The organism is Pseudoalteromonas sp. S1727, assembly GCF_005886375.1.
In the GTDB taxonomy this organism is placed as follows: Bacteria; Pseudomonadota; Gammaproteobacteria; order Enterobacterales; family Alteromonadaceae; genus Pseudoalteromonas; species Pseudoalteromonas haloplanktis.
Window position 1 is genome coordinate 109351 of sequence record NZ_PNDT01000021.1, and the last position, 20032, is coordinate 129382.

At 36.9% G+C, this 20032-nt stretch carries 18 protein-coding genes and 1 pseudogene; 3 read left to right on the forward strand and 16 right to left on the reverse strand.

What is annotated here, in order from left to right:
• Positions 1–125: 125 nt before the first annotated feature.
• From CWB85_RS06995 to CWB85_RS07020, 6 genes and pseudogenes are all read right to left on the reverse strand, one after another.
• Complete coding sequence (locus CWB85_RS06995) at positions 126–1232, reverse strand: DUF4268 domain-containing protein (RefSeq protein ID WP_138554504.1); 1107 nt, start codon at positions 1230–1232, stop codon at positions 126–128.
• 273 nt (positions 1233–1505) lie between these two features.
• The gene (locus tag CWB85_RS07000; protein WP_138554505.1) at positions 1506–2240 is read right to left on the reverse strand and encodes a hypothetical protein; all 735 of its coding nucleotides are present in this window, start codon (positions 2238–2240) and stop codon (positions 1506–1508) included.
• 94 nt (positions 2241–2334) lie between these two features.
• Positions 2335–2598: pseudogene (locus tag CWB85_RS22995) on the reverse strand (type I restriction enzyme endonuclease domain-containing protein); the annotation flags it as partial.
• Positions 2599–2805: 207 nt separating this feature from the next.
• Positions 2806–3510: a M48 family metallopeptidase gene (locus CWB85_RS07010; protein WP_138554506.1), complete on the reverse strand. Its 705-nt coding sequence runs from the start codon at positions 3508–3510 to the stop codon at positions 2806–2808.
• A 2-nt stretch (positions 3511–3512) separates the two neighbouring features.
• Positions 3513–4322, reverse strand: coding sequence for a hypothetical protein (locus CWB85_RS07015; protein WP_138554507.1), 810 nt, complete (start codon positions 4320–4322; stop codon positions 3513–3515).
• A gap of 30 nt (positions 4323–4352) precedes the next feature.
• The gene (locus tag CWB85_RS07020) at positions 4353–7388 is read right to left on the reverse strand and encodes a type I restriction endonuclease subunit R (RefSeq protein WP_138554508.1); all 3036 of its coding nucleotides are present in this window, start codon (positions 7386–7388) and stop codon (positions 4353–4355) included.
• Positions 7389–7606: 218 nt separating this feature from the next.
• Between CWB85_RS07020 and CWB85_RS07025 the strand changes: the two genes are divergently transcribed.
• On the forward strand, positions 7607–7759 hold the full coding sequence (locus tag CWB85_RS07025) for a hypothetical protein (RefSeq protein WP_138554509.1): 153 nt from the start codon (positions 7607–7609) through the stop codon (positions 7757–7759).
• A 2-nt stretch (positions 7760–7761) separates the two neighbouring features.
• Entirely contained in the window at positions 7762–7884 is a 123-nt protein-coding gene (locus CWB85_RS22955; protein ID WP_259399802.1) for a hypothetical protein, read from the forward strand.
• A 189-nt stretch (positions 7885–8073) separates the two neighbouring features.
• On the opposite strand, the gene CWB85_RS07030 is transcribed toward CWB85_RS22955, so the two are convergent.
• The 7 genes from CWB85_RS07030 to CWB85_RS07055 form a co-directional block, all read right to left on the reverse strand.
• The gene (locus CWB85_RS07030) at positions 8074–9351 is read right to left on the reverse strand and encodes an RES family NAD+ phosphorylase (RefSeq protein ID WP_138554510.1); all 1278 of its coding nucleotides are present in this window, start codon (positions 9349–9351) and stop codon (positions 8074–8076) included.
• A gap of 36 nt (positions 9352–9387) precedes the next feature.
• On the reverse strand, positions 9388–9636 hold the full coding sequence (locus CWB85_RS07035; RefSeq protein WP_138554511.1) for a hypothetical protein: 249 nt from the start codon (positions 9634–9636) through the stop codon (positions 9388–9390).
• Between the two features lie 276 nt (positions 9637–9912).
• Positions 9913–11235, reverse strand: a complete 1323-nt coding sequence (locus tag CWB85_RS07040; protein ID WP_138554512.1) for a hypothetical protein — start codon at positions 11233–11235, stop codon at positions 9913–9915.
• Positions 11236–11262: 27 nt separating this feature from the next.
• The gene (locus tag CWB85_RS07045; protein WP_138554513.1) at positions 11263–12513 is read right to left on the reverse strand and encodes a restriction endonuclease subunit S; all 1251 of its coding nucleotides are present in this window, start codon (positions 12511–12513) and stop codon (positions 11263–11265) included.
• Entirely contained in the window at positions 12506–14242 is a 1737-nt protein-coding gene (locus CWB85_RS07050; RefSeq protein ID WP_138554514.1) for a type I restriction-modification system subunit M, read from the reverse strand. Before CWB85_RS07050 ends, CWB85_RS07045 begins: the two co-directional genes overlap by 8 nt.
• Before the next feature lie 245 nt (positions 14243–14487).
• Complete coding sequence (locus tag CWB85_RS22465; RefSeq protein WP_158217516.1) at positions 14488–14748, reverse strand: hypothetical protein; 261 nt, start codon at positions 14746–14748, stop codon at positions 14488–14490.
• A complete protein-coding gene (locus CWB85_RS07055) occupies positions 14723–14944 on the reverse strand; it encodes a hypothetical protein (protein WP_016710676.1) in 222 nt (73 codons plus the stop codon). Before CWB85_RS07055 ends, CWB85_RS22465 begins: the two co-directional genes overlap by 26 nt.
• An 812-nt stretch (positions 14945–15756) precedes the next feature.
• Here CWB85_RS07055 and CWB85_RS07060 point away from each other — a divergent pair.
• Positions 15757–16635, forward strand: coding sequence for a hypothetical protein (locus CWB85_RS07060; protein ID WP_138554515.1), 879 nt, complete (start codon positions 15757–15759; stop codon positions 16633–16635).
• Between the two features lie 457 nt (positions 16636–17092).
• Here the strand turns inward: CWB85_RS07060 and CWB85_RS07065 are convergent, their stop codons facing one another.
• The 3 genes from CWB85_RS07065 to CWB85_RS07075 form a co-directional block, all read right to left on the reverse strand.
• Positions 17093–17560 carry a hypothetical protein gene (locus CWB85_RS07065; RefSeq protein WP_249314804.1) on the reverse strand — a complete coding sequence of 156 codons (468 nt, stop codon included), beginning with the start codon at positions 17558–17560 and terminating at the stop codon, positions 17093–17095.
• Positions 17561–17735: 175 nt separating this feature from the next.
• Entirely contained in the window at positions 17736–18128 is a 393-nt protein-coding gene (locus CWB85_RS07070; RefSeq protein ID WP_138554516.1) for a hypothetical protein, read from the reverse strand.
• Between the two features lie 424 nt (positions 18129–18552).
• Entirely contained in the window at positions 18553–19854 is a 1302-nt protein-coding gene (locus tag CWB85_RS07075; RefSeq protein WP_138554517.1) for a S41 family peptidase, read from the reverse strand.
• Between the last annotated feature and the right edge of the window lie 178 nt (positions 19855–20032).

Below are 20032 nucleotides of genomic sequence, written 5' to 3' on the forward strand. Positions count from 1 at the left end.
CTAGGGTAATGTTCATTCTGAGCTTGCTCAACATCCTAGCTGCTTTTTTACTAATTGTGTCAATTTCATATTTTAATGACTTCATTTAGTTCGGTAATAATTTTTAACCTACACTTACCTTTTTCTTATTTGCTCGAAAATAGCTCTGGAGTAAAAACCGTTTCGAAAGCAATTACTTTTTTAATTAGCCATTGGCAATAATCATCCCAATTTTCCTCATCATATCCATCACATTCATATTTAGCTTGAATAACGGCCGCTCTATTATCTTTTCCAACAACCCAGTGGAGGTCAGAATCTAATCTAGTTTCAATATTTTGCCTATTTAAAAATAATTGATCATATGCTTTTTCTTGTGTCTTAAAATCATTAAACTTAATTAAAAGCCTTACAGCTACATGATCCCGGCTAAAATTTAGCTGTAACTTATGGCCAGTAACTAAAGAACGTGAGTTTATTAAGGACTTTGGCTGTATTTTTATATTAACAAACGATTCAGAGTTTTGCTCCAAAAGTTGCGGCATGAGCTTATTCCAAAATGATATTCTTTTAGTATGCCGGTTACCATTTTGTTTTGCTTTCACCTGACTTTCGGCTTTTTCCCTCATAGAAATTAAATAATCTTCAGTCTCTTTTAGTGGAATTATTTTATTTACACTAAGCGCTAATTCCTCCCCAAGCTGATATGGTTTAACTTCAATGCATGTTATATCTAAGTTATGCTCTCTAAACCACAAAACAGTGCTCGTCACTTCCTTTCTAAAATTGGCTGCAACTAAAATAACTCGCTGCTTTATTCCTTCATTTAGAATTACCTCTGATTCCTCACTTTCATCCAAGAACTCATAAATAACCTTAGAAGCATCATCTGCATCCACACCTTCACTTTTCAAATAATCTTTAAAGATAGAAACAATTTGTATTGTTGTTAACGTAGAGCAATAAGCAGCATATTTCATAGCCTGCCACACAACATCACGCCCACTATCATCTAATTTATTCTCAATAATTACTAAGTTACCACCTTTGTCCAGCGCCAATAAATCTAAACGTTCTCGGGTATCTTCAAATCCGGCAAACTCTTTTTGAATAATTAATAGCTCTTCACCAAATGCACTTGGATGATTTGCCAACCACTCTTGTAAATGGTTTCTCTCAGTAAAGCCAAGCTCTTTAAAACTTTTATTTTTTATCAGTGTAATACTGTTTGACGAGCGGTCAATCTTAAACATTGTGTTCCCTTTAATTTAGATTTGTTTTTAAACTTGCTAAAAATAGTACTCCATTCAAACGAAATATAATCTTTAAATATCAGACTAATTTAAATAAATTGGCTAAATACTTTTTTCAAAGTACATTCTTTTGCACAAACAAGTGATCTTCGATAATATCAAAACAGCGTTAATGCTCCGTACAATCACTTCATTATTGAAAACACCTGAAATATATAAGAGGTTTAAATAGAAGCTCTATGTCGATATTTTAAAAAATCTAAAAAACAGGAACTAAGACTCTTCCGTTTCATGTTGTAGTTGCGTAATTCTGTTGCCAAAGGCATGCAGCAGATCATCACTATTTAAACCCCAACGGCCACTAAAAAAAGGCACGACAATTAGCAAACTCTTACCTATTTTGCTCCAATATAAAGTACGCTTTTCTCCTGTATCTACTGTGATAATTTCACTTTTAATCGAGTGAACACCATCAGCACCGGCAAAAAACATTAAGAAATCTTTTAAGTAATTTACCCCTGTGCAGATAATTAGTTTTGGCTGGTACTGTTTACGAAGATCAACATAAAACGAGAATCGATTAAAAAAACACCAACTATTAAAAAGGTACTTACTAGCGAACCCCGTTACTGTATCAAAGCCATGTTGATGCCATAAATCATCAGCAGTAGAATTAAATGCGATAGGATATAAATTAAGCTTAAACAACTCCTTACCTGATAACTGCGCTACATTACGATAAGACTCCATAGGCTGCTGTTGGATAACCTGATAAAGCTTAGCAAACCTCACTCCATAGGAGTAACTAATACTATCTTTCCAGTCAAAGTCTGTTTTTTTAACAGGTATAGCTCCTGCTTGCATCTGTAACTTCTGTTGTTCGTAATATTCATTAGCAGCAGCTGGCTTTAAGCCCCACTCTATACCACACAGCCAAATATCAGCTTCGGGATTACCACCATCACAGCCGCTAAAAGAGCAAACCCAAGGTTTTATTTTTTCCAACATTACTTATCTCCACAGCTCTTACACTACGTGGTACAAAATTTAATACTAAAAATCAGCCTTAGCCATAAAGTACTTTCCTTTCTGTTATAAAGCTCTACGTCTCTTTATTCGCTTTAAAACTCTGCGCTTGCTCAAATATTTCTTTGTACACTTCATTGCGGCTGATTGGTGGGTATTTAAATTTAGCTAATACTAAAATCAGCTCTACTTTAAGTGATTATTTAATATCGTCTCTGTGGTTCCAATCTACAAGTCTCACCTTGTCGACTACGATAACTTTTACCGCTTGGGCGAGTTCAATAAGCTTATCTTCCGGATAGTCAAAGTCGTATTTTACTGCGAGTGCCTTTAAAGCGTCGTAAAAGCCTTTTTTCTTGAATACCTAGTTCATTGATAGCTCTCAAGGCCTAAAATTGGTGATTTAAAATCATAAAGTTCACCACCTATTAAATTCAAAGGGACTCACCACTTTCTTCTTTTAATATTAAAAACTGCAAACCCAACCTCAAAAACTGACCTTTGCAAATATTCGAGTAGTGCTTATGCGTCATCCCACTTCAACAAGTCAAAGCTCTAACTTTGCCCCATTGTGCTTCAACCACTCTTTGCACTCTAAATAATCAGGCATAAAACGCTCAACTTCGCACCAAAACTTTGGAGAGTGGTCATGGTGTATTAAATGACAAAGCTCATGCACCACTACGTAGTCCACGATCCGGTTAGGAGCCATTACTACTTTCCAGTTGAAGGTAATATCACCTTCAACGCTACAGCTTCCCCAGCGGCTCTTATAGTTTTTTATACTCACAGAGTTAAACTTAACATTCATTATCTCGGCGTAACGTTTAACTTTTTCGTTAAACTTAATATCAGCATGCTTTTCGTACCAAGCAAGTAATGAATCTTTGATTAAATCAGCATTATCAGTACCTGCAAATAAGGTCACGCAGAAACGGCCATTGATTAATTTAGCCGGTTTGTAATAGCCTTGATTTACCTTTAATCGATAATTACGTCCAAGGTATGAAAAACACTCGCCAGAAACAAACTCTTTATTGCTCTTAGGCTGAGCTTCATGGTGGAGGGCTATTTTTTCTTTTATCCACTGCCTTTTATTTTTAAGTAATTTCTTTATACGCTCTAACTCTAATAAGCGAGGAACTACAACTAATACACTGCTTTCTTCAACTGTAATAGTTGCAGATTTAACCCGATTACTTCTTTTTATTTCAACGATTAAATCATCAAATTCAATAAACTCTTTAGTCATTGTTATTCACTATGTAACAACCTTTTTTCAGATATTTTTTTGTTTCTATATTTAGAAAATTTAGAGCTTATATCTAATCGACCAAATCCCTCTAATATGAAGTCGTAACATTCTAGAAACTCACAATCTAATTGTGTTTCAACTGGAATAGGTAAAGTACTTTCTATTTCTATATGATCATCGACATCTAGCCCATACATATTAAAAGCTAATTTATCTTCATGCGTCAAATTATCTGTATCTATGTGTTGATAAACTTGCGCCTTGAGCCACAGTTTTACATTCCCTAAAGAAAATTCGAATAAATTTATATCTATAGGACCGTCTTTTCTGTCATCAGATTTTTCTGCTGCATGAATAGTCATGACAAGAGCTACGGAATAGTTTTTATTACCTACTTTCATCGTTGGCTCGTCAAACTCACACTCATGATCGCCTTTGCTGAAGTTATAAAACTTATTTTTTCTAATTTCGTTGGTGTTAGCAACTTCACAGTGTTTTAAGTATGGATGACTATGAAAAGTACCTATATGTTCATATCCCATACCAAAAACACTAGCAATGTCTTTTTTGATTTCCAATGTCAAAGGGTTTGGCTCCACACTTCCGCGTTCTTGTATTGCTGAAGTATCAACAGAAACATGCTCTATAGAACACTTAAACGGGTGTGTTTTATTAATCTTTCCCCAAACTTGAGCATGAACTTCTATTGCAACCATATCTTTACCATCATGCTTTACAGCATAAGCCTCAAAAGCAGCCATGATCATCTCAAACAGCGCACTTTTACTTACTTTAATTACTGCCCACATATAAATTATCCTTAATAACTAAAAACTAAACTATCGCTTATCAAACTTAGTTTTTCCAAGTTCCATAAAGCGCTCCTGTACTACTTTAACCAAACTTGGCTCACCGAATGATTGATCGATAATGGCGCGTTTAATCTCTTTTTTCATTCGCTTTACTTCATCCTGCTTATTGAAAAAATCAACGATTTTAGTCGCTTCATCAAAGGTATTAACCAATTTTTGTGTTGTCGCTTTTACTTCTTCCATCACAGTTTCATCAATAACATAGCCACCTTTACTCTCTGCTACCTGCGATACTTCAGCGGTTAAAATATTATAAAAAGCGTATTCTGTTTCTGATAAACCAATATCCTGAGCTGCTTTTTGGTGCTCGCTCTCAATGTTATCAACCATATCAAGTAGCAGCTCTAACTGGCGTTCCCAGTTGCCAGCATTTTTCACAATAATATCTCTTAGCCTTAAGCTTAGTGATTTATAGTATTCAGGGTCTTCTTCAAGGTTTACGGTAATGTGGTGCTTAATGGCACTTTCAACCTCAGAAGCTTTTGACTCGGTTGATTTAACTTCTTTAAGTTTATCTTTAAAGTTAGCAGCTAATAAATCCACAGGGGGGATTTTAGGGTCAACACCGGTGCTAATAATGTGCTCATCAACTAGCTGCCTTACCTTTTCGCCAACGCCCGATAAATCGAGTCCTTCCTCACGGTAGCGTACCCTTGCTGCATTCAGCACTTTGCCTAAAAAGGTTAAATCTTTAATAAAAGGAGACGCTGCCTTATCGGGTAAAATAACGTTCATCTGCTTAGCAAAACGCTTAAACGCCATTTCAAACTGCGATCTTATTGTTTCGTCTTTTAAAACCAGTACATAGTCGTCAACGTCAGTACTTGGTTTGCCATTTACAAGTACCCCTTTAAAAAAGCTCATAGCAACAGTATGGGCCGCTTTTAACTTTGGAATTTCATCTTTTAATGACTGAAAAGTACCGTTTACATCATCGCTGGTAAACATATCCAGCGCATCGGTTAAATGCTGCGAAAGCCCATAGTAATCAACTACAAAACCACAGGTTTTGCCTTTATATGTTCTGTTAACACGCGCTATAGCCTGCATTAAAGTATGGTCTTGTAGCTTGCGGTCAATATACATAACTTGCGCAATTGGCGCGTCAAAGCCCGTTAACAGCATGTCTTTAACAATTAAAAACGCAGTCGAGTTTTCATTTAATGGCTTGGGAAAGTTATCAATCGCTTTTTTTTGTTTAACTTTATCGGTGTACTGCGATATGTAAGTTTCATCATTATGATCGCCTGAAATAATCACTTCTGATGGTGGAGCACCTAACTCATCTAACGTTTTTTTATAAAGCGCAGCGGCATGGCGGCTACCGGTTACTATCATGGCTTTAAAGCCATCTGGTTGGATATGCTCGCGGTAATGTTTTAGTAAATCTATACATACCCATCGAATACGTGCAGGGGCTTCACGTACAGCTCGCTCAACACCATATTTCTTCTTAATTTCGCGTTGTTCTTCTTTAGTGTAGTCACCAAAGTACTCTTCAAAAAGCTTATCGAGAGACTTACCCGACACATCAGTAATTACCTCTCTGCCTTCGTAAAGTATTCTTACTGTAGCGCCATCTTCAACCGCTTCATTAATTTTATATTGGTCAATATACCCACCAAAAGCTTGACCCATTTTTTGAGTTTTAAGTAGGGGTGTTCCCGTAAAGCCAATTTTAGGTGCATTAGGTAAAGCAGCATTAATTACCATTGCTAGCCCACCAAATTGTGTACGGTGCGCTTCATCGGCAAGTACAATAATTTTTTCGCTGGTATTTAAATCTGTAAATGTTTTATCGGGGTCGCCATTAGCAGCTTCTTTTTCAGCTTCCTGAAATTTTTGTACCATTGCAGTTACTAAATCAGATGAATCTTTTTTCAATAGCTCTCTTAATTTAGTAACAGACGAAGCGTTATAAACCGTTTCACCTTGCGCGTCTCTAAACGTAGATGAAAGCTGCTCGTCTAATTGAGTGCGATCAGTAACAAATACAAGCTTATATTGCTGAAGCTCTGCGTCTCTTCGCATTTTAACCGCAAGCATAACCATTGTAAGTGATTTACCAGAGCCTTGCGTATGCCAAACTACGCCCGATTTATCTCTACGGGTTTCGCCATTTTTAAGACGCTCTATTACCTTATTTACAGCTCTGTATTGCTGATAACGTGCTACTTTTTTAATTAATCGGCCATCAACTGTTTCGTAAATAACAAAGTTTTGTAATAGGTCTAAAAAGCCTTCTCTGTTAAACATGCCGGCTAATAAACGCTGCTGTGCTGTAACGCCTTCAGTGCCATTTTCTACAATAAGCTCTTTATCTGTAAACGGGTAAGCATCTTTCCAGTCACCGTAGTGTTGAGAGCTTGAGCTAATAGTGCCTACTTTAGCTTGGTCTCGGCAGGTAGAAACCATAAGTTGGTTATACCAAAATAACTTTTCAGCACCTTCGTCATCATTTGGATGACGTAAGTTAGCATAGCGTCTTAACTGGTTAATCCCATCGCTCATAGGGCTTGTTATATAAGGTGATTTACACTCAATAACTGCAAGTGGAATACCATTAACAAAACACACAATATCTGGGATTATATTTTGGTTAACACCCTCAACCTTAAACTGATTAGTACAAATAAACTCGTTGTTATCTATATTATCAAAATCAATAATTTTAACGGTTTGTCCTTTACGGCCTTTACCTAAATCTTGCTCTACTGATTGGTAGTTAACTAACGTTTTGTAAAAGGCATGGTTATATTCCATTAAGCCAGCAAAAAAAGGGTGAGTAACTTCACGCGATACTTTTTTTAAGTTCTCATCGCTTATCCACGGATTGATGCGCTTAATGGCCGCGTTTAATAGCCCTACAAGTACAACATCACGGTTATAAGGCCTAACCCCCGCCTCTGGAGAAAGGTTTAATCCATTAATGTACTTCCAACCCAGTTGCTGTAACTGCGCTATTGCCGGAAGCTCTACCCTGTTTAATTCATCCTGATTCATACTTTCCCCAGTGCGTTTACTCGTTATAAATACTTATAAAATTCGATATAGCTAATATCCCCTTATATTAAAGCTACTTATAAAAATTAATAGCTATTTTAATAAAAAATCATTTTGGACGGTTTCCCCCCCATCCCAGCGCTTATTATTCAATGCATAATCCGTTTCGTTAGCAGAGGCTTCTGTTAATAATCATTAACTATATAAGGAGTGTGCACATGAGCACCAATAAAACCCCAATGACAACTGACGCAGCCCGCAGAATTCAACGCCAAGAAGCAAAAGCGAATGGTGGAATTATTGAAAAAGGCAGCTTTGCAGCAAAAGCACAACGAGCGGCAGCAAAAAACAAAAATAACGGAGTAATATAATTATGTCTCAACATGATATCGACAACCGCGCTGACCAACTTAACCCTGAAAACGATGCCTATTGGCAAAGTCGCGGTGAGGACGAACGCCCAGAAAACTGGCAAGAACAGCTAGATGATGAATAAAGTTATTTAGACTTTGTTTAGCTTGGCAAAATAAGTCTTAACTTGAGGTGTCAGGTTTGATTAATAGGAATTATCAAATCTGACAGTTATATATGTGTCATAAGCGGACTGAAATCGCGGGTTATTATGCGTAATGGAGCGAAATCTAATCAACAGTTTTAGTTGTGTTCAAATGCCTTGTATGGAATTTTATTTCGACTTTAGCGTGACTTCTAGATCAAATTCTCTTGCCTCTGTTTTTACAGCTTTTATGTAATGTAACTTTATTGAACCCTCTACAAACTTTAGCATTTTATTAGTTTGTGACTTAGGCGTATCACCAGAAGTCGTCACTGTATAATGATAATACTCATATTCACTATTATGGTGTTCATTACACTCACTTACTTTTTGAGAGTTATAATAAAAAGGCTGTACTTCAGAGTGTTCTGGAAATAAAACAACATTAAGCCCCTCCATTCCTGTTTGCACTGAGCTAAAAACTAGACCATGTATATCAGCACCAAAGTTAACGCGTAAATACTCAAATATAATTTGCGTTTCAAGATAGGTGGATGTCCCTCTTTTAGATGCTGGCTTGGATAGTAAGAATATTAATTGTTTGATGAATTGTGATTTATGAGAGTTATCTACAAAATCAGCTTCAAGTGGACAAAACTGCATTTTACTTATTTCTGTTAATTTTCTTAAATCTAATAACCTCAAAGTATCTGTTGTCCTAAACTCCGCCGACATAACGCTATCACCAGTTATAGCACGAACCTCGCTAAAGCATGTCTTTCGGTCACTTGAAGCATAAAATGCTGAAATACCAGTAGGTGTCATTCGTTGATCAGTAGCTAATATTTGTGGGACTGGACCAAGTTGGTTTGCTGGGTCACTGAAAATCTCAGCTCTTTCATTTGCCGAGTTTGCAACTCTTGCCCTAAACATTGAGGTATCTTGATTAATTTCTTGAATGACTTCATCAATAATAACGCCATTCTCTTGAATAATTGAAAATAAAGAATTCAAAAACTCTTTTGCTGAATCATTAAAAAACCTATGGTTATAAGAAATAGACTTTATAAATTCAGCCCATTTAGATTCATAAACATTATGCTCGAGAGTACCATCATTGTAGACAAATAAATTTTCATCAGTATTTAGTGACCCAATAATATGATCAGTCAAATCATCTCGTAATTGTTCAGAGCCAACTTCTAAATTGTCTATCATCTCCCAAATCTCTGATACGCACAAACTATCATTTCCGTGATAAAACATAGCCACTTCCATAGGACTACATTCAGACAATGGTATAACAGATTCCATAAATCGAGATTCGAAAAGGTCGAAAATAGCTTCTTTACTAGCAATATACTTTTTTTCATCACCACAATAGAAACATAAGTCATGAGCAGTTTTTTTACTGATTTCTACTTTTATTGATTCAATATTAATGCAATCTGCACATATAAAACTCATTGCTACCTCTAAAATGTAATGTGTATTTGTAACACACTAATATCCGTCTTTTATAAAACGGTCACAATTTTCTTTACTAATACCATGCTTGAAGCAATACGAACGCTCGTTACCTTGCATGATAGAGAACCAAACCAATGCAATAATTACCATTACACCTATTGGTGCCAATATCCATTTACAGAAATGGAAGAATAGACTTTTAATCTCAGTATCTAAAAAATAGGCTGATACTACCCCAATTAATCTAAATACCGACTGAAACATGCCTCTTACAGTTGCCATCTATATTCCTTATCGGTTTCCGGTATGCTAACCGTTCTATCCGCTGCCATATGCTAGCGCTAACATTAAAGGTACAAAATCTAGCCGCGAGAATTTGTTCGGTAGCTTTAGCTATCTATGCATGATGGCATTGTTAGCTCTTATTACTTTTATAGTGATCAAATTTAAATGTCACATTTTCCGAGAAGCCATCAAACTCACTAATTCTGAAGGTGTTGCAACTATTAGCGTTTAGCTCATTTCCTTGAATATATGAGCGAACAACAATTTGACCAATCAAACATGTTGCTGGCTATTGTTTTCAAGCCTAGCCCTTAAGTTAGTTTTGTAATAACTAGGGACATTAGCAAGCACCTTTTTTATTATTAGCTCAACGGATGCTTGGTTACAGTTTTCTTTTTGGGTTTGCAGTAAAAGCTCATTTACCAACTTATCTACACCCATTGTTACTTTGCACATATCGAATGTGACATAGCCACTTGAGGCGCTGGCAAATTCATCTAGGTTGTTCAAAAATGCCATTAACTTTTTATTGCTAGGTAGGTTCACGCCATTTCGCCAATCTTTAAGTTGGTTATACTGCTTATCTTCAACTGACTCGCCAAAATCGTTGTTTTCACTGCCTTCAAGTTCAATAAAAGTTGCTAACTTCCTGTAGCCTGTCTTTTCTATAGTTTCAGATAAAAAATCCTTAAACTCTTTTAATAACCCAGCAAAGCAGCTTTTTACTTCATCTTGTGTAGCATAAGCATAAATAGCCTTAGTGATCATGCCGAGCTCATTTTCTATTCTGTCTTTGTTCTTGCCGTAATATATGCGGCAACCAACTTCGTAATGGGTTATAGCTTCTAGAAAAAAATCAAAATGCAGATAAATGTAGCTTTTGATGAAAGATAAAGTTTGCTCCTCATTTAATTTACTCCCTTGCTGATGGAGAACCAATATTTCAACAAAGTCTTCAATAACATTTGAGGGGATATATGGGTTATTTTCCCATAGCGGATATTGTGCTTTCCATGCCGTAACAATATCACTAGATGACAACTTACCCGCTTTAACTTCTTTTTTAATATCCAATAAAAAAGCCACTTCAGTATTACAACGTTGTTCAATAAAATTAAACAATAAGGTAAATTCATGATCTGTTTGGCCAGAGCGTTTAAAGCCAACTTGAAAGCTATTTACTCCAGCAAACCAGCTGGCGGCATTAGACCCCGTTTTGATTGCACGATTAACTTTAACCATCACTTTTTTATTAGCCAATTGCTCAAAAGGAAACGGGATAACTTTAAGCCAGCCAATTATTTTGCTAACTGTTCTTAAGCCAACGCCTTGCTTAAAAAAGGCATATTTATTAGTACGCGATACATTTAGTTGCGTGTCGTAGGTGCTTTCTAACAAGTCGATTAGCTGTTTTTGATTCGTGATAAAACCTAAAAGTGCATATACTTTACTAATAGGTGGTAAGTAAAAAGACGGAGATTTAAAGTCGGTCATTTTAACTTTATTATTTTCATCCGCCGTGTTTTTTAAATCTTCATGAAACTGATCTAACACAATGCCATTATCTTTAAGTTGCTTGATATCATTGGTTTTCATTACTTGTCGTCCTTGACTGTTTTATTGCTACTCACTATCTACTTTGACGCGTACTTTGCCAGTGAGTAAATCTTGCATTAGGGCTTTTTTCAATTTTATATTGAGTGATAATTTCTTTTTCGTATCAGCTAAACGATTATTAATTGATTCGATAACTTTAATTATTTTTTTTTGTTCCTTGATGCTGGGTTTCGGTATTTTTAGAGTTTTAAGGCTTGTAGCAGACAAGTTTTGTTGAACACCACCGGAGGCTAGCAGTTGGACCTTTTCTTGAATAGTCGCAGACATCATTAGATACTTAACAAAAAAAGGGTTCATACTTTCATTTAATCGGAAACGAATAAGAAAGGCGGCTGCAATCATAGGTATAGGTTGCTCACGAAAAACATCAACTAACCCACATGTGCCAGAGCGAGTAACGAGTAAATCATCATCTACAAGTATATGCTTTTTGAACTCTTCATAACACAAACGTGCTAGAGGGGCTGTCGAATAATTAATATCCCAACTGTCATCCATATCAGTTGTTCTAATGCAACCAAAGTTACCATTACTAGCATATTCGTCAGATGAAAATCTTGGGCCAAAAGCACTTTCAACAGTGATATCTCCAAGCGTTACAACATCCCACTCAGCAGGGATTCTGCCAACAGGGGAGTCTTTAAATTCGGTGTGTCCGATGCCGTTGGTGAGCAACTCTTGCATCATGCCTGTTTTTAGATCTTTTAACTTATCTATTTGCGCTTGTGTTTTTTCAATCACTTCATCAACAGAAGTGAGGATTTTGGCTATTTTTTGTTGTTCATAAAGTGGAGGGAAATTTACTAAGATAGATTCTATCTGTTGGTTGCTTATATTTGGTTGAGCCCCACCTACAGCATCGATTAAAACAGAGTTGGTAAACTCATCTTCTGAGGTGATTTGATGTATAAAGTCAATACAGCCTTCGTTAGTCTTTTTAAGAAAAAAACGACCTACACGCTGATTAATATAAGAAAAGACATCAGACTTATATCTTCCAACCTTTCCGGTAGTTGCACCAGACATAGCTATTAATATATCGCCCTTAATAGCTTTGAATTTTGCTAAATTAGAGTCTTTTTCAAAATAAACTGCACCTTTTAGGTTTACACTGCCGTCTTTTTTGATATTAGATATTCGTATAATTGGAACACCATTATCAGAGAAATATTCACTTTTAAAAGCATTGCCGCCTTGAACACCAATATAATCACCAAGTTTAGCCCTAGACCAATCATTTGGAATAACTTTACTCATAACCTAATTCCTTTAGGTAGCTTTTCATTTTAACTTCTGCACTTGTCACTTGCTCATCAAGCTCATGTAACGATAACTGGTATTTATCCCACCAACGTTCTAGTTGTGTAATTACGGCCGCTTCAACATCACCACCAATATTCTCATTAATAAAAGATCTAATTTGCTCTTTAGAGGTAATCTGTGGTTTAAATACAAAGTAGTTTTCATCGCGCTTATCGAATACCATTAATACGTCAAAGTCTTTTAGTATTTCTTCTCGAATGTATTCGCTTTCAACTTCGCGTACAGGAATGCCGCCGTGCAGTATGGCGCGAACATCAAAAATCTCAGGTGGTGGTGAGGTGTCTGCATAGCGCCTAATGTTTAAGTTAAAGTCGTTTTCTTTAATCTCGCTAATATCGACTACTTTGGAGTAACGTTTTATGTCTTGATAATCATGAAATGTAGCTATAATTTTTTCAATGTCTTGTGGGCGTAGTTTGTTTTGATTTTTACCTTCTTCAAATTCTAATTCTGAATTAATGAATAACACTTTGTTTTTACGTATCGCCGCTTTGTTTTTATTAATAATTAATAAACAAGCAGGTATGCCCGTGCCGTAAAATAAGCCAGAAGGTAGGCCAACAACGGCTTCTAATAAGTCGTCTTCTAGTATGCCTTGGCGAACTGCTTTTTCACTTGAGCCACGGAATAACACACCATGCGGCATGACTATGCCTGCCATGCCTTCATCGTTTAATGAGGCAATCATGTGTTGTACAAACGCTAAATCGCCCGCGTCTTTTGGTGGTGTACCATATGGAAAGCGCCCGTAGCCGTCGTTATCACATTCTTCTTTACCCCATTTTTTTAAACTAAATGGTGGGTTTGCAATAACGCGGTCAAAGGTCATGAGTTGACCGTGCTCGGTATGCTGTGGGTCTCGTAGAGTATCGCCTTTACGAATATCAGCACTAAATACGCCATGTAAAAACATATTCATTTTACAAATAGCCCATGTATTTAGATTCATCTCTTGCCCAGCAAGCGATAAATTTGATGGGTTTTGACCGTGAGACGCTAAATAATTACGTGTTTGCACCAACATACCGCCAGAGCCTGCGGTAGGGTCGTATACACGCATACCCGCTTGCGGCTCTAGTAGTGATACAAGCAGCTGTACCACCTCACTTGGGGTATAAAATTCGCCCCCTTTTTTGCCAGACGAATCAGCAAACATTTTAATTAAGTATTCGTAAGCCGTACCTAGTAAATCAGGGCGTTCAAAATCACTGTTACGTAAACGGTGCTTACTAAAATGAGAAAGCAAGTCACGTAGTTTGGCATCAGACAGTTTATTTTTTATATTGAAATCGATACTCACTAACACGCCCTCAAGCGAGCTGTTGTGCTCTTCAATCGCTTCTGTCGCTTTATTAAGCGTTGCACCTATGTCGTGCTTTAAATCTTTTAAAACACTCCAACGGGCGTTTTCAGGGATATAAAAAGTGCTGTCGTATTCATCTTCATCTTGTGATAGCTTTTTTGCCTGTGCCTCTGTTTTACCGGTTGATAAATAATGCTGGATTACGGTTTCTTGTGCTTCATCGAACGAGTCTGAAAGGCGTTTTAAAAACATCATCCCGAATATGTAATCTTTAAATTCTGAAGCATCCATGTTGCCACGTAAAATATCGGCAGTTTCCCATAGGAAAGATTCTAATTGTTGGAGAGTAATTTGAGTCATGTTGGCACAATGTTCCGTGTGAGTTTGCTTTTTAAACAAAAAAGGCAAAGTAGTTATAGACTCCTAATTTACCAAGTTATTTGCAAGTAGGCTATCCATATTGTGACTGGCTTTCTAAGATATAAATTCATTGAGGTAGTTAAAGTGATGAAGTCCCGCATTAAAGATTGTAGCTTCATTCATAATAACAAAAAAAAGCGCCCTGATTAAATCAGGGCGCTTTGCTTTAGGACAAATAAAAAGTTTTAAAAAAATCGAAACAAAACACATTTGAGCATTTCACGAACACTCTGTTGGCCGTCAATACGAGTTTTAAAATACAGCTCTATACCAATACCAGCCTTAACGTAGTAGACGCTGATTGCAACCAGCCATACAAAATTCAGTGTTTCAAAGTATTGATATGCGAGTGGGGTAATCACTGCAAGCGAAGTTATTACATAAGCAATTAATATACGTTTTTGCCAAATTTTATTGGCATTAAAAGCCACTGAAACTATCATCATAAATATTAAAATCATCAAAAACGGTACCGTAAACCGAGTCATTATGAGTTGTTTCTTGCCATAAACTGTCACTGAAGTCAGTCCCATATGGATTACCTGCAACGTCGACAGTATTACCGTACTCAGCATTACGTATCGGTAACCCTGTAGCTGGGTTTTTGTGATTTACCGCTATTACGTCTAATTTTCTTTTCATTTTAGTGGGCCTATTAATTTAATTAATGTTATTTGAAACATTAATGATTTCATGATAAAAAACAAACTCGTTTGACTGCGAAGCTCAGCAACAAACAGTTTGAATTTAGCACTGATTACCCCCCTACTTTTCCCATTATTTAGTACAAACTTTATCTTTTTATTGCTAAAAAATTACGCTCCTGGCTTAATTTAGAGACGTTTTTTGTCTGAAAGACAGGGGGTCAAAACGCATTTCTCGGCACGAGAAACTGCAAAAAAAGCGTCTCAGAATGAGACCAACAAGCGCGTAATGTGTTGTAGGCGAAGCCGTAAACACATGGAGAAAGCGCGAATGTACAGCTGGTCTGTACTAACCGCGATAATGTTTCGCCTCAGCGAAATTCGATTGAAATTTGGCACAAATTGAGAGAGAACCCCCCATTTTTGTAAAAAATGACAGCGAATGAAAAAGGCGAATAGTGAGGCACTCACAGCCTTGTCATATGCGGCAGGATGGCGGTTAGTACAGAGCGTAGCTCGGTGCATTCGCGCAGGGTCTCAAACGCTAGCGCGATAGCGCGTTGAGTCAGCTCGTTGCGGAGCAACATCAGAGCTGGCGGGCGTTTTAGACCCTATGGTTGAGCAACGAAGTTGAGAGGCCATCAGCTGAAAGCTGCTTTTTGTTGCGATTATTATCGCGACATCCATTACGTGCATGCTGTTAAAGCATCTCGGAATGAAAAACGGAGGTTAAATCATCGAATAACGGTAATGTGTGTGTTGCGGCGCTAGTTAATTTTACAAATTAACTCACCTAAAAGATTTCAAGAAATGACTCAGCAACAATCAAAAAGTTTAGAAGCAAATAATCAATTACATATTCACTACCCTCGCTACTTCGGTATCAATATGCGCTACTTTGAAGGCGTAAACAATCATCAAAAAGGCGTTAATCGAACCAAGCTTTCGGTGCTTATTGCGATACGGTTTTCTATCGTTACACCAAGTATTGTTCGTTGGTTATATGGCATCACTCATCGCCTCGCGTTAGAGCATTTAAACCGGCTTGAAAAAGGCGGCTTTTTACGCGTAGTAAAAACACATAGAAGCCTTGATGGTCGAGTATATGTACCCACCTACTCTGCTGCAAAGTTTGCAGAAGAGTTAATGGGTATCGATGTGTACTTTAGAGGCAATATAAACCCTGCCCTGCAGTTCAATCAGAACAATGTGATGCACAACTTGATTAATGCGTTTGTGATGCTCAGAGGCATTCACAATTATCACAGTGATGGGACGTACGCACCAATGTGGAATGGGTTTATTACCGAACCTGAATTTAAACGTATTAATAACCTATCCGATACACGAACGGTAGATGGCGCTGTGCGACTTCCTGATGACTCAATTGCAGCGATTGAAGTGGAACACTCATTTAAAAATAAATCCGCTCGACAGGCTATATTGCTAAAATACTTGTCGTCGTTAAAAAAAGGCGATTACAACAAAGTATTTTTGTTTTCACAGTCACAGCAAATTTTCGATGATATTAAGCGTCTCCACACACAATTATTTGAGGAAATGCCACTACGTTTTGACAAAAAAACACGTACCCCACTGCTGAGCGAAAGCGACGCAGAGTTACTGCGTACGTCTATTATTTACCGCACTAAACTGTGTGAAGAAATTAATGAGATGTTCTATAGGTAGGTAGCGTGTATAAACATAATACAATGCAGCATTATTACCTTTGATATAGACGACAACAATACTGATGAACTTCAGTCATTAGATTTTGGGACGACGAAGAACGGTAGTAGTCGTCTCATCCATTTAAAAACCCCACGAATAAGCAACTGACTTAATAAATTAGCTCTAATACCAAATAGTAAAAGGGAAGTGGATATTAATCCACTTCCCTTTTGTTGTTTGCCTTTAAAAGCCTTGCCAACATTATTATTAAAAACACGCTTTTGTGAAGTAACAACAAGACGCTATATTTGCATCACGCCCTCCCCAAGTATGTAACCTCTATAGGTTGAAGTTTGGCTGCTTAAACCAGATTTAAATTTAAGCAGTGAGTCTGCAAATATTGACTCGTGGCATATTTCAGGGGTAATGGTTAGGCTGTTATTTTATGATTTAAATAACTGGTATGTGCCCTGTATTATTCATTTCGAAGGCAGTTTATTACATCTTGAATGTTACGGTTTATACGGTCTTCTTCACACTCATATTTAAACTCATCTTCAATATCATTCTTATAGTCATCTTCCATCTCATCTTCAAACTGGCTACTAAACACTGAATCAAAGCGCTCTTCTGGTTCATCACTAAATGGTTGCTCAGATTCACCATAAAACTCATCATCATAATCAGGCCATGCTGACACAGGTTGGTGGACATCTTGGATTAAACAAATCATTAATTTGTACATCAAAACTTTTACGCCACGGTAATTAAGGTGCTTTTTGTTAAAAACTTGAGGCTCTACAGTCGCCCACAAACCTTTAAAGTTGGGATTATCAGCGCTTAGCATCAATTTGTTTATTTTATGGTCGTTATCTCTAATAACCATTATTATCTCTTCTAACAGGGTGATAATATCTAGCGTTGACGTATATCTACTTGTCATAGGGTTTCCTTATCGGTAATAAATTAGTATCAACCCCTTTTTATGAGGTTATTGATAAGTAAGCACTGATGAGGCAAAGCATGGGCATTTTTTATTAATTTTAAATTATTTTTTTAAAACACATTTGAATTAGAGTCTTCAAAATAAAAAAGCGAACCGAGGTCCGCTTAGGGTTTTATGCATTTTCGATAATATCGACCCAGATACTTTCTGCTGCTGCAAAAAACACATTAGGTTTAAGCATAAATAGTCGTTCAAATTCTGCAGTAAATAAGCTGCAAAAATGAGTTATTTCCTCAATATGTATTAGTAAAAATCCAAACATTTCAACTCCCTCTAGATACCGCCCTGAAAATTCAGGGTAAGTTTCTAAAAACTTCTGAGAAATACTGATACCTAAAACACTCCCAACACTATCTCGATGCAAATAAATGTAATGTGTGAAGCTAAGCTCCTCCTTTTGCTCATCTACAATGTCTGCTAGCAGCAAAATGGTTGAACTGTCCTCCCACGGCGATTTACTGGCTCGTACATATTGGCGAATGAAGGGGGATTTTTTATCGTTCATATTATTTCCTAATTAGTTTTGACCTCAGTACTAACTAGGAACATCAAACGCAAACAGCTAAAGTATTTGATGCTAATGATTCAATGAGCTAATTTATTACTATAAATAGACGAAGGAGATCACCATGTCTGATGAAATTTTATGGTTAATACCAGCAGCAATCTTAACAGTGGGAGTTTTTTTGGCCGTTTATAGAGCGAAATTTAAAAACAATTAACTTTCAATGTCGCAGTTGAACTCACAGCGATTACCGAAAGTCGCTCAAACACGTTTTTGGACGAAACGTTTTAGCTCGTTGGCTGTATTAGGTGAATTTCTATGGGCTAACGCCGTTGTAACCGGCTAAAAATAGTTGGCTAAAATTTGTGAGGTACGAACATAGCCAACTGTTTTTTGTCCGAGTTAACAACCTTGATAGCAATCTTTACATCGTTCTCTGAAACTCTCTTTCATCCCTACCCAAAGAGAGCATTTTCAATGCAATGACTTGCTTATCTTTATATATTGCTTGTAGCCTTGCCTCGGTAAACGCTTTAAAAACGATAGTTTCTTTATCAAGAAGTTCAATTTCAAAGGCCGGCTCATCTGAATGTTGATAAAAGAGTTTACCACCTTCTTGAAATACCTTGTGCTCTCCAAACGTACCTACTATCTGATTGAAATCACTCTGACTTGGCTGGTATTGGCTCGATTTCGCTTTAACCAATGGATAGACCCATTTGTGCAAGCTGAGATTACTACTCTTACTTTTTATTAAGGTATTTAGTACCTCTGCATAAGCTACATTAAGTGCATTGTCGCTGCTCGTTTCAATATTTGGTTTTACACCTTTTCTTTCCCAATTATCGTTTGTTCTGGGGTCAACAGGTCGTGCAGTTGGTAAAGTGAGAATAAAATCGTCATTTACTATTTCTGCTCTTCTAGCATGAGCGGCACCAGCAGTTACCTCTCCTACAATGGTTGCTCTCGTCAAACTTTGCATAGCATAGCTAAAGCCTTCTGCAGCGGATGCAGAATTACTGCTGGTGAGAATATAAAGAGGAGTATCTTTAAACCTAGGACCCGGAACATAAGGCGACGTCCAATCTTGCGTTTGAGTTAACACACCATTCTCTCGACTTTCAAAAGTCGATAAATGAACAGTATCTAAGTCAAAAAAGTAACTGGCCAATGAAGTTACCATAAAAGGACTGCCACCAAAGTTGTTCCTTAAATCAATAATAATACCATCGGCATGCTGTAAAAATTTCATCGCATTTTCAAGCGTTTCACCACCTAAGTGACTGTCAGAGAACGCTCTTATGTCGAGGTAACCAATGTTTCCATCAAGCATTTCAACTTTTTTAAAACCATAGTTATCTGTCGGAGTCTCCATAACTCGGTTATCCGCAAACGACTCAGTTTGTGCTGAAGAACGGTATGTTTTCAGTTCATTTACCCATTGTGGGTCATAAACGACAGAGAGGTGTTTATCATTTGCAATTTTGTTTAATTCCAAAGTCATAAATTTAGCAATATCTTCAGATGACTTTTGACGAACACAACCAGATAAAAATGATTGCGAACGCATTAACTGAGCTAACGTTGCTGCTGTATTTTCAATTACGTAGTTATCTTCAAGTTGTTTGGCAATAATTTGTGACACATCATGACAATCTGCGGCACTGACATAATTGCATAGAATGAGTGAGCTAAAGATGAGGGATTTAAAAACTTTATTTTTCATATTCTTCCTGAAATTTTCAATTATTGTTATTTCTGATAACGCTCAACCACACCAAAAGGGGTTAAAAGATATTCCACATGCTAAATTAAATTGCTAACGAGCCTGTAGATTAACTCGTTTTTAATTTATTTTTATTGATGCATTAACCATAGCCGAATTCCTATTTTGATTCAATCGG

Excerpts from the sequence above, each read along its gene's own strand:
- CWB85_RS22955 (WP_259399802.1), top strand. The coding sequence starts at position 7,762 with ATGTCTCAACATGATATCGACAACCGCGCTGACCAACTTAACCCTGAA.
- CWB85_RS07015 (WP_138554507.1), bottom strand. The coding sequence starts at position 4,322 with ATGTGGGCAGTAATTAAAGTAAGTAAAAGTGCGCTGTTTGAGATGATC.
- CWB85_RS07010 (WP_138554506.1), bottom strand. The coding sequence starts at position 3,510 with ATGACTAAAGAGTTTATTGAATTTGATGATTTAATCGTTGAAATAAAA.
- CWB85_RS07070 (WP_138554516.1), bottom strand. The coding sequence starts at position 18,128 with ATGAACGATAAAAAATCCCCCTTCATTCGCCAATATGTACGAGCCAGT.
- CWB85_RS07050 (WP_138554514.1), bottom strand. The coding sequence starts at position 14,242 with ATGACTCAAATTACTCTCCAACAATTAGAATCTTTCCTATGGGAAACT.
- CWB85_RS07000 (WP_138554505.1), bottom strand. The coding sequence starts at position 2,240 with ATGTTGGAAAAAATAAAACCTTGGGTTTGCTCTTTTAGCGGCTGTGAT.
- CWB85_RS22465 (WP_158217516.1), bottom strand. The coding sequence starts at position 14,748 with ATGATGATAGTTTCAGTGGCTTTTAATGCCAATAAAATTTGGCAAAAA.
- CWB85_RS07040 (WP_138554512.1), bottom strand. The coding sequence starts at position 11,235 with ATGAAAACCAATGATATCAAGCAACTTAAAGATAATGGCATTGTGTTA.
- CWB85_RS07075 (WP_138554517.1), bottom strand. The coding sequence starts at position 19,854 with ATGAAAAATAAAGTTTTTAAATCCCTCATCTTTAGCTCACTCATTCTA.
- CWB85_RS07055 (WP_016710676.1), bottom strand. The coding sequence starts at position 14,944 with ATGAAAAGAAAATTAGACGTAATAGCGGTAAATCACAAAAACCCAGCT.
- CWB85_RS07030 (WP_138554510.1), bottom strand. The coding sequence starts at position 9,351 with ATGAGTTTTATATGTGCAGATTGCATTAATATTGAATCAATAAAAGTA.
- CWB85_RS07065 (WP_249314804.1), bottom strand. The coding sequence starts at position 17,560 with ATGACAAGTAGATATACGTCAACGCTAGATATTATCACCCTGTTAGAA.
- CWB85_RS07045 (WP_138554513.1), bottom strand. The coding sequence starts at position 12,513 with ATGAGTAAAGTTATTCCAAATGATTGGTCTAGGGCTAAACTTGGTGAT.
- CWB85_RS07025 (WP_138554509.1), top strand. The coding sequence starts at position 7,607 with ATGAGCACCAATAAAACCCCAATGACAACTGACGCAGCCCGCAGAATT.
- CWB85_RS07035 (WP_138554511.1), bottom strand. The coding sequence starts at position 9,636 with ATGGCAACTGTAAGAGGCATGTTTCAGTCGGTATTTAGATTAATTGGG.
- CWB85_RS06995 (WP_138554504.1), bottom strand. The coding sequence starts at position 1,232 with ATGTTTAAGATTGACCGCTCGTCAAACAGTATTACACTGATAAAAAAT.
- CWB85_RS07060 (WP_138554515.1), top strand. The coding sequence starts at position 15,757 with ATGACTCAGCAACAATCAAAAAGTTTAGAAGCAAATAATCAATTACAT.
- CWB85_RS07020 (WP_138554508.1), bottom strand. The coding sequence starts at position 7,388 with ATGAATCAGGATGAATTAAACAGGGTAGAGCTTCCGGCAATAGCGCAG.